This is a genomic window from Rhodococcus sp. EPR-134, from assembly GCF_001647205.1.
GTDB lineage: Bacteria > Actinomycetota > Actinomycetes > Mycobacteriales > Mycobacteriaceae > Rhodococcus_F > Rhodococcus_F qingshengii.
Genome location: NZ_LVCT01000109.1, coordinates 1 through 2,292, shown reverse-complemented (window position 1 = coordinate 2,292; position 2,292 = coordinate 1). Strand labels below are relative to the sequence as shown.

Genomic DNA, 2,292 nt, shown 5'->3' with positions numbered 1-2,292 from the left:
TAGGGAAAGTGTGTGTCTGTCTCACACAGTCCAGGTGTCCCAAATTGGGACGGAGTGGCCGAGCGCAAGCCGGGGATAATGTGTGGTAAAGATCACGGAGATGGCGAAGGAGCTTGAATCGCCCAAACTTGGTGATCCAAGGCGATTCCAGGAGGTTTGCATGGTCGATCGGGAGTACCAACGATTGCGAATCGCCGCAGCTCGGGCGGACTTTCTCGAGTACGGCACCGCAGGCGCGGCGGGTGTTCCGCCGGTTGTCGCGGCCTCCTGGGAACGTAGCCAATCAGCAGGTGTCGACGCCGGCCGTTACCGCGTCAAATATCACGAAGACTTCGACTCAGATTCGAGGCTTGCCCGGTGCGCACTGCCCGTGATCGACCGACTCACAGAGGACATGTCCGACGTCCCCGTCACCATTGCGTTGGCCGACGCACAGGCCCGGATCGTGCACCGGCGTGACTGCTCCACGGCGGTCGGGCGCCTGCTTGACCGTATCGACTTCCTTCCCGGCTTCAGCTTCGAGGAGGACAACGTCGGTACGAACGGCATCGGCACCGTTTTCGAGTCCGGCATACCCACCAGCGTCGTCGGCTCTGAACACTTCAACGAATCCTTGGTGCCATTCGCGTGTACTGGCGCGCCGATACATCACCCGATCACCGGTCGGATTGAGGGCGTCCTCGATGTCAGCCTGCTGTCCGAGACCTGGACCCCACTGATTTACGCCCTCGTAAAGACGGCCGCAGCCGACATAGGTCGCAATCTCTTGCTCGATCGTAGTCAGGCGCAACGCGCACTCTTCGAGAGTTTCATCAAGGCGGACAAACGTCCGCGGCAGGCCGTCATGGCCGTGGGTGGCTCGGTGATTGTCAATCAACGAGCTCAATCGCTGTTCACTCCGGACGAGCAGCTCACGATCCATCAGCACGCGCGATACATCATGTCCGAACCAGGGGACGATCGAGCGGTGGACTCGATACCGCTGCGGTCGGGTCGATCCGTTCGCATACGGGCGACCCGTATTCTGTGTGGTCAACAAGTCGCGGGGATAGTCGTACTCCTCGACGAGGAATCCAACGACCAGGACCGAATTCGTAAGACTCCGGCGCACCCCCACATCACACCCATAACCAAGCTCGCCGAGGGTCCCGCCTACCCGGCTGGTCCCGAAAAGCCACCGCTCTTGATTGCCGATGGGAACTCGCCAGCGTGGAACAAAGCCTGTACAGATGCGGCCACCGCGCTGTTCAAGCAGGCCACAGTGCTCGTCCTGGGGGAGCCCGGAACCGGAAAAACAACGATGCTCGCGGAGCAGCACCGCCGGGTCCGTCCGTTAGATCGAACCATATCCATTGATGCGGAACATATTACGAAGGAATCCTTTGCCGGGTACGTTGGCGCTTCAGCCAACGCGACACTGATCGTTCTGCGCGACCTCGAGTCCATCACCCGCGAGGGCGTTGACGCGATCACGCAACTCTTCGATGCCATCGCTAAGGGAGATGCGAACTGCGCAGTTGCGGCAACTCTGTCTGAGTCAAGCGTGGAATCCACGCTGCCGTTCCGCGACCTCCTGTCGTACTTCGATCAGACGGTTCGTGTTCCCCCACTCCGATTCCGGGTGAGTGACCTACCTCAGATCGTCGCGCGATTACTCAAAGAGACCGCACCCGAACGGCGGACGCGTGTCAGTCCCGCAGCTTCCCGACTGATCAGTGCATTTCCGTGGCCCGGAAACATCCCGCAATTGCGGGGGGCACTAATCAGTGCGCTGCGCAAGCGCCCAGTCGGCGAAATCCAAGCCGAAGATCTGCCCAGCTCGTGCAGGACCATCAGTCCCCGAACCTTGACGACACTCGAAGCCGCCGAACGCGACGCTATCGCCAACGCCCTCAGTGAGTACGGTGGCAACCGTGTCAAGGCTGCCACCGCACTCGGAATGTCGCGCAGTTCGCTTTATCGAAAACTGAAATCGTACGCAATAGCGGAAACGTGACGGCTAACGACAGTGCCGACGATGTGACCTCGGCCAGACGTCATCCTCACTTTGAACAGAGTGCGGTCGACGGCGTATGTCATTCGAGTCGAAATTGGATAACCAAAGAGCAATAGCCACAACAAGTTCCAAGGCTTCCGCGCTGTAGTCGCGAAACGGAAACGTCATCGTCGCTTCGTTCCCCGCGATTCTCGACGCACTCAGCGCTGTGCTCGATCACCGCGAAAAGGTCGTCTACTGCGAAATCGTCGCACTCGGCCCAGGCGGTGTGCCGTCCTTCTCTCTTTTTGCAGCGC

General features: G+C 59.9%; 1 protein-coding gene. It reads left to right on the top strand.

What is annotated here, in order from left to right; all coding sequences use genetic code 11:
* Positions 1-160 precede the first annotated feature (160 nt).
* Entirely contained in the window at positions 161-1,996 is a 1,836-nt protein-coding gene (locus A2J01_RS05260) for a sigma-54-dependent Fis family transcriptional regulator (protein WP_058228389.1), read from the top strand.
* Positions 1,997-2,292 lie beyond the last annotated feature (296 nt).

What these genes read in the sequence shown, in the direction of transcription:
- A2J01_RS05260 (WP_058228389.1), top strand. Translation starts at nt 161, where the DNA reads ATGGTCGATCGGGAGTACCAACGATTGCGAATCGCCGCAGCTCGGGCG.